Source organism: Jongsikchunia kroppenstedtii DSM 45133, from assembly GCF_000380485.1.
GTDB lineage: Bacteria > Actinomycetota > Actinomycetes > Mycobacteriales > Mycobacteriaceae > Jongsikchunia > Jongsikchunia kroppenstedtii.
Genome location: NZ_AQYG01000016.1, coordinates 1 through 7,101, shown reverse-complemented (window position 1 = coordinate 7,101; position 7,101 = coordinate 1). Strand labels below are relative to the sequence as shown.

8 protein-coding genes are annotated in these 7,101 nt (G+C 63.3%); 1 reads left to right on the top strand and 7 read right to left on the bottom strand.

The features are described from left to right. Nucleotides 1-303: 303 nt before the first annotated feature. The 5 genes from G341_RS0100235 to G341_RS0100215 form a co-directional block, all read right to left on the bottom strand. Nucleotides 304-1,365, bottom strand: a complete 1,062-nt coding sequence (locus G341_RS0100235; protein WP_026303072.1) for a BtrH N-terminal domain-containing protein — start codon at nt 1,363-1,365, stop codon at nt 304-306. Between the two features lie 112 nt (nt 1,366-1,477). Continuing rightward, nucleotides 1,478-2,152, bottom strand: coding sequence for a transglutaminase-like domain-containing protein (locus G341_RS0100230; RefSeq protein ID WP_026303071.1), 675 nt, complete (start codon nt 2,150-2,152; stop codon nt 1,478-1,480). Then, nucleotides 2,149-3,348 (bottom strand): NAD(P)/FAD-dependent oxidoreductase, encoded by a 1,200-nt coding sequence (locus G341_RS0100225; protein ID WP_018177096.1) that lies wholly within the window; start codon nt 3,346-3,348, stop codon nt 2,149-2,151. Before G341_RS0100225 ends, G341_RS0100230 begins: the two co-directional genes overlap by 4 nt. Further along, nucleotides 3,345-4,736: a cytochrome P450 gene (locus tag G341_RS0100220; RefSeq protein ID WP_018177095.1), complete on the bottom strand. Its 1,392-nt coding sequence runs from the start codon at nt 4,734-4,736 to the stop codon at nt 3,345-3,347. Before G341_RS0100220 ends, G341_RS0100225 begins: the two co-directional genes overlap by 4 nt. Before the next feature lie 25 nt (nt 4,737-4,761). Continuing rightward, nucleotides 4,762-5,082, bottom strand: a complete 321-nt coding sequence (locus tag G341_RS0100215) for a 2Fe-2S iron-sulfur cluster-binding protein (RefSeq protein WP_018177094.1) — start codon at nt 5,080-5,082, stop codon at nt 4,762-4,764. 103 nt (nt 5,083-5,185) lie between these two features. Here G341_RS0100215 and G341_RS0100210 point away from each other — a divergent pair, with 103 nt between their 5' ends. Further along, on the top strand, nt 5,186-6,229 hold the full coding sequence (locus G341_RS0100210) for an AraC family transcriptional regulator (RefSeq protein WP_018177093.1): 1,044 nt from the start codon (nt 5,186-5,188) through the stop codon (nt 6,227-6,229). A gap of 138 nt (nt 6,230-6,367) precedes the next feature. On the opposite strand, the gene G341_RS0100205 is transcribed toward G341_RS0100210, so the two are convergent. Both G341_RS0100205 and G341_RS24005 read right to left on the bottom strand, forming a co-directional pair. After that, entirely contained in the window at nt 6,368-6,844 is a 477-nt protein-coding gene (locus G341_RS0100205) for a PaaI family thioesterase (RefSeq protein WP_026303070.1), read from the bottom strand. Between the two features lie 27 nt (nt 6,845-6,871). Then, a partial coding sequence (locus tag G341_RS24005) for a hypothetical protein (RefSeq protein WP_043449913.1) occupies nt 6,872-7,101 on the bottom strand: 230 nt, incomplete at its 5' end.

Genomic DNA, 7,101 nt, shown 5'->3' with positions numbered 1-7,101 from the left:
GCGATGATTGGGTTCGGTAGTGGCGCAGGTGTTTTCGGTTCGCTTGCGCACGGTTGTGGCGTGTGCGGCTGGCCGGCGGGAGAAGTGGGTCAGCGCGGTTGGCCGGGGGCGGTCGGCGCCCAGGACCATGCAAACGAGTTATTGAGCCGCGAAATCCTTGTAAGTGATTCGTCATCGTGACGAAATCGCTGATCAGGCGGAATGAACCACCGACGGATTCCCGATCGAGGCCCGTGCGCGCTCTCGGGTTGGTCGCTGCTTGCGATCGTTCCACGCACAATGTCCCGTGACTGCAGGTTTTCGTCACGCCGACTTGAGGGATTCGGCGGCGCTGTGCAATGACGCGGCAAGATTCGCCTCCACTTTCGGTAGGACTGCGGCGGCTTTGACTACCTCAGCATGCAGTGTTGTGGCGGTAAGGCCTTTCTGAACGGCTACTCTTGCGACTGCTGTCCACGCCGCTGCCGCGCGGTGTGCGTCGATCGCGAGGTCGGCGGTTGCGCGATCGCCAGTGAGACGGGCGATCTCGTCGCAACCCTTCGCGAGGAGATACCGGAACAGCCCGCCGCCGGTGCCTGCCTTCTCTATGAACGCGCCCAGGCTGAACAGATGCACCTCGAGTTCATCGTCGGCAAGGGTTCCCCAGGTCGCCACGTCGGATGCCAGGGTACTGGCCGCTTCCAGTCCGTGAGACCCCTGTGCTGCGGGGCCGGCGATCGTCGAGCCCGTCGGGACGCGCAGGTTCGACGCGGATTGCGCGAATGCCTCTGCGGCCACGGCTGATAAGGAAGGCAGAGTCCGTGGCCAATTAATGCGGAACAGCGAGTGTCGGGTCGGCTCGGGGAACGAGGTCGAGCGTCGCGCGCGTGCGAGAGCTTCCAGTGGGACCTGCTGGAGCTCCGCGCGATCGTTGTCTGCGACGAATGCGATACCCGCTTCATCGTCATATCCGACAATCACAATGTCGTGGCGGCTCATGCGCAACTGGACCCGGAGGTAAGGAAGCTCGGCGATCTCCGCCCACACGAGCGCTGGACGACCGCAATCGATCTCCTCTCGGAGAATCGCCCACCCGTGCTCGGGATCGTCGGTGGACACCACCTCGACGGCACCACCGAGACGGCGAGGGAGGTCCACTTCGAAATCGGGACCGCGTCCGACCAGGTAGACGGGCGGAGTGAGGGCGTCAGACCGCACATAGGTGAGGGAGAGGGCCCCACCCAGAGCGAACACCAGACCTTCGTCGGGTGGACCGCCATAGCCCAGACCGTTCCACTCCAAAAGGTCGCGCATCGCGCCGGAACCGCAGTGTCCGCCCATCCGGTGTGGGTACATATCGATCGCCGACGAGCCGTATACAGGCATGGGACTCCTTGATGGTCGACACTGGCAGGGTCCCAGATGCCCTGCCGGTGATGTGAGGGTTGCTCGCGGGGGCGGGCTGGTCACGATGCGGAGTTCGCGCACAGACCAGGGCCTACTCCTGGAATACGTCCGCCGGGGCTGGACGTCCTGAGAAGATCAGTGGGCCGTAGGCGTGCTTCAAGCCGGCCAGGATGTCGTCGAGAGGCAGGTCGTTGAAGACGCCTCTCTCGCGGACGTATTCCATATGCGTGGAACCGTCTGCGGAGTGCGCGTGAAGCAACGCGTTCTCGTCACCGGTGAAGTCGATCGGAGCGACACCGAACCGCGCGCATAGTTCGGAGTTGAACGCGGGCGTTGCCTTGAACCACCGTCCCTGGATGTAGACGTGGCTGTAGCCGTGAAAGACGAAGACGTCGGTTCCCATCAGTTCGCGCAACGTGTCAGTCTGCAGGTGGTTGCGGACGTCAGCGAAGCCGAGCCGGGCCGGGAACCCCGCAGCGCGGAACGCGGCCGTGAGCACCACCGCTTTGGGAACACAGTATCCGCGCCCGGACTCGATCACATGACTGGCTTGGTAGTGCTCGGGGTTGTCGGAGACTGTGTACGGGTCGTAGCGGATCTGGTCGCGCACCGCAGCGAACAGGCGGCGGGCCTTGTCCCGGTCGCTGTTCGCGGCGCCGACGGCATCGCGCGTGAAGGCCTGCACAGAGGAGTGGTCGATGTCGAGGAAGCGTGAACTCGCCAACGCTGCCGTCGGCCTGGCTCCTGTCGCGCGTGACGTGGTCATGATGTGGCTCCTATTAGGTCGGCTTTGTCGACTGACGAACGCTGCGCGATCGCGCGCCTCGCCGTGATGAAATCCTTCGGTCTGTTGACGCAGTCAGCCGCGATCAGTTCACCGTCGCTGAAGTAGTAACAGGTGAAGTCGCGGTCGTGGTCGGGGTCACCGCTGACCAGGACCTCGTCGTACCCGGTGCTGAGCCCGGCGATCTGCAGCTTCAGATCGTATTGGTCGGACCAGAACCATGGCAGCGTGGCGAGACCGGATTCGTTGCCACTGATCGTCGCTGCCGCTACCTTTGCCTGCTCGGTCGCCGCTGCTACACATTCGAGGCGAACGCGACGGTTGTATCGTGCGATGTGGTGGTTGACGCAATCGCCGGCGGCGACGATGTCTACATCACTGGTGCGAGTGCCTTCATCGACGACGATGCCGTTATCGACTTCGAGGCCCGCGGCCAAGGCGAGATCCGTGTTCGGGATGACGCCGACCCCGACGATGACGAAGTCCGCGGCCAGAGTCTCGTTCCCGGCCAGGACCACCTCTTCAACTCGCTCGTCCCCGCGAAATGCCTCGACTACTGCGCTGGTCCGCACATCGACGCCCTGCGCGCGGTGGATTCGATCGAAGAACGTCGAGACCACCGGCGCGGTCACCCGCTCAAGTACGCGTCCTGCCGCCTCAAGAACGGTGACGTGCACACCCAGGGCGCGAAGCGAGGCCGCCGTCTCCAAACCGATATAGCCGCCGCCGACGATGACGACCTTGGAATCCGGGACGGCCGCGGCGCGGATGGCCTCGACGTCGGCGGCGGTACGCAGGTAGTGCACGGCCATCAGGTTGGCACCCGGCACCGGCAGCGCGCGGGCGCGCGCGCCGGTGCACAGGGCCAGCATCGAATAGGGCAGCACATCTCCGTTACCGAGGGAGACGGTGTGCGCGGAACGGTCGATCGATGTCGCAGACCCGTCGACGAGTTCGATCCGCTGCTTCTCGTAAAACTGACGCCCTCGGATCGCGAAATCATCGAGCTTTGAGGCGCCGGCCAAGTATGCCTTGGATAGCGGTGGACGCTGGTAGGGGAGTCTGCCCTCGTCGCCGACCAGGACAATGTCACCGGCCCACTTCTCCTTGCGGAGATTGCCCGCGAGCTGTGCCCCGGCGTGGCTTGCGCCGACGATGACGATCGTGTCAGCGGTCACTTGTCCTGCTTGGGGCTCAGGCGGACCATCATCTTGCTGATCCCACGAACGAAGTTCGACTGGGCGTACTCCGGCTCACCCACGACCTCGATGTCGTCGAAGCGCACGAGAAGCTCCTCCCACAGGATGCGCAGCTGCAACTCGGCGAGCCGGTTGCCCATGCAGCGGTGCACGCCGAACCCGAACGCGATGTGGTTGCGCGCGTTCGACCGGTCGATGATGAGTTCGTCCGGGCGGTCAAACACGCGCTCGTCGCGGTTGCCCGAGGCGTACCACATCACGACCTTGTCACCCTTGCGGATGAACTGGCCGTTGAGAATCACGTCCTTCTTGGCGATTCGGCGCATGTATGCCAGCGGGGTCTGCCATCGGATGATCTCCGAGACCGCGTTGGGGATGAGGTCGTGATTGGCCTTGAGCTTCTCGAACTGGTCAGGATACTGGTTGAGGGCCAGGACTCCGCCACTCATCGAATTGCGGGTGGTGTCGTTGCCGCCGACGATCAGCAGCACGAGGTTGCCGAGGAACTCCATCGGCCGATTGTCGAGGAGGTCCTTGGTGTCGTCGTTGCTCTGCAGCATGGTGATGAGGTCGAAGCCCGGATCCTCACCACCGGCGGTACGCGCCGCCTTGTCCCGCCAGAGTGAACTCAGACCCTGCGCCATCGCGGCCATCTCGCGGAAGACCTTGTCGTTGTCCGACGGGCCGCCGTTCGCCTCCTCCATCGAGGTCGCAAGATCGGACCACTCGACCAGCTTGTGCCGATCCTCATAGGGGAAGTCGAGCAGGGTCGCGAGCATGCGTGCGGTGAGTTCGATCGACACGGCGTTGACCCAATCGAACGGCTCGTCGACTGGGAGTCCGTCGAGGACCTCGCGGACGCGAGAGCGGATGAGCCCCTCCATCTCACGCAGATTCTTCGGCGCCACTACGCCCTGGACGGCCGCGCGCTGTTTGTCATGCTGGGGCGGATCCATCGCGATGAACATCGCGATGTCCATGAAGCGCGGCGGCTTACCGATGATGATGAACGGTTCCGCGGAGAACGCCTCGTGATTCTTGTCGACCGCGATGATGTCCGCATGCCGGGTGACCGACCAGAACGGTCCGAACGGGCTCTCTGGCCGGAAATGGACCGGGGCCTCGTTGCGGACACGTTCGAAGTACGACCGCCACATGCCCTGGCGATAGAGGAATGGGTTGCTAAGGTCGATGTCGGCGAGTGCGACCTCGTCGACCGGCGGGATCGGTGTCTCGGTGAAGATCTTCTGACCATCGGTCCTGGTGACAATCCTACGAGTCTTGTCGTACATGTGCGCGCCACGAATCTGCATTTCGAGCGGGATCATCGACTGCGCCTTCTCAGCGATGGTAGTTGCGATGCTCATGGTTGGTCGCTCCCTTCTTGCCAGGTCAGAGCTGAAATTCGGGCAGGCGAACAGTCAAGCCGTCCCACTCCTCGGTCGCGGACATCTGGCAGGACAGCCGCGAATTGGCCTCCCGCTCGGGGTGCATGCTCAACATCGCTTCCTCCACTGAGCCGCTGCGCCCCACGGTCGTGATCCACGTGGGGTCAACGATGACGTGGCATGTCCCGCAGGCCGCTTCTCCGCCGCAATCGCCGTCGATACCCGGGATCGCTTCGTCGACCGCGGTTTGCATCAGCGACTTGCCCTCCACAAGTTCGGCCTCGTAGTCGTCTCCGTCATGTGTGATATATGTGACAGTTGCCATACGTGACTCCTTATCGTATTTGCGATACAGCTCATATATCGTGACGTCTTCGAACCGGCACAACCATGATTTGATGTTGCATAAGGTTGTTATTTTGGATCACGTGAGACCAGACAAGTCGGGAGTCCCGTCGCTCGCATTCGCGCAATTGCTCGACAACCACGCGTTGGATGACGAAGCCGACGCGGCTTTCCGACTAATCATGGCTCGCGACGGAGTCGACCTCGCCGCACTGATAGCCAAGGACGCCCCCGTTCCGCTGCGGTGGTTTCGCGAAGTGTTCCCGCACCTGGATCACACCCATGGGTTCCGGCTCGGTGTCCGGTGTGCGGCCCAAGCGCAGCTGACGTCATTCGGTCCCCTCAGCCTGCCGCTGGTCAGCGCTGGCTCGGTGGCCGAGGTGGTTGAGCTGCTCACGTTCGTGCCGCTGATCTCGACCGCTCTCGGCACCGAGTTCCATCAGGGCGACCGCGGCCTGGTCATTGGGTTACGAGGGCGCACCGGCGACGACGGTCTGGACTGCTTCGCAGTAACCTACGGCGGACTGGCGGTACTGCGGCTGCTGGACAAGCTGGCGGCGACGGTTCCGCGTGTGGAGTTACACCTGGCGTTCCCCGCGCCGTCGGACGAAGTCGGCGCCGCCGAGATGCCGGGTCGGCTCGTCTTCAACGCCCAATCGTCCTTCATGTTCGTCCCAACCGATGTCCTCGAGGAGGTCTGTCGTTTCGCTGACCCGATCTCCTATCGTCGCGGTATTGGCGAACTCCGTCAGGTCACCGACGCACGCCGAGCGGACTCGTTCTCGGACCACGTGCGTCACCTTCTGTCCTTGAACCCGTCGCGCGCGAACAGTGCCTGGGTGGCGGCCGAGTTGGCAGTCTCGACCAGTACACTCAAGCGCCATCTCGCCGCCGAGGGGACCACGCTTCGGGAACTACGGAAGGCGGTGCTGTGCGACCGGGCGATGGTGCGGCTTCTCGATCCGACAGTGAGCATCACCAGCGTCGCGACCGAACTGGGGTTCTGCGATGTCACGAGCTTCTCCCACGCTTTCACTCGATGGACGGGCCGCTCGCCTCGCCACTATCGCGACTATCCGGAATCGCGTACGGACCCTGTCTCGGATGGCGTCACGACTTCTTCATAGGTGATCGGGACGACGTCTCGCGTACGCCTGGCCCAAGTGCCGTGCTACAAACAGTGTTTGTATGAAGCGCGCGATCAACCCTCTCCTCGTCGCAGTTCGAAGCGTATGTCCGGGCCAACAAGCGACGACAACCGGGGTTCACTTCCGGCGGAGAAAGCTGAGGAAGAAGCTGTCGACGATGGACGGATCTGCATACCGCTGGAAGTGTGCTAGACCGACCTTGACGAACTCGCCGGTGGCGGAAAAATAGGTCTCGCCCTCTACGGTCCCAGTCGCCCCGATGTGCAGGATCTGGTCGGTGCTCTCGTCGATCCACGCGGTGAGTCGCACTGGCACGTGCAGGGGCACAGGTCGGCGGTACTTAACGGTCAGTGTTCGCGTGACCGCGGGGGCACCTGCGATCCACAGTGTGAATCCCATGATGTCGTCACACGCAGCCGAGATTGCCCCGCCGTGCGCCAAACCCGGCCCGCCCGCATGTTTTTCGGTGAAAGAGTGATCGGCGTAGACGTGGTCTGCGTCGCGGTAGACCTCGAGCTGGAGGCCGCTGGAATTCTGTGGCCCGCAACCCATACACACGGGGGAGTGCGGTGGCAGTCTGATGGGTGCTGGCATGGATCTCCTCAATCGGCGCTCGTAACGCTACCGGCGGTCCTGTTGGCAGGACGCCACTGGCCCGGTGCTCGGACGGTGTGGGAATAGTTGGTGGCCGTGAGTGTCGGTGGCTTGGACGGCGTCGATCCGTGGCGAGGTCGCTCCCGGAACCGGTTGCTCGATGTCGTGCACCGATTGCACGTCTTTCGTATTGGCGCGCAGCTGCTGCACCAGTGCGTTGTATTGGGCGCGGGTCTGGTCGGTCAGTCCGGCGTGGT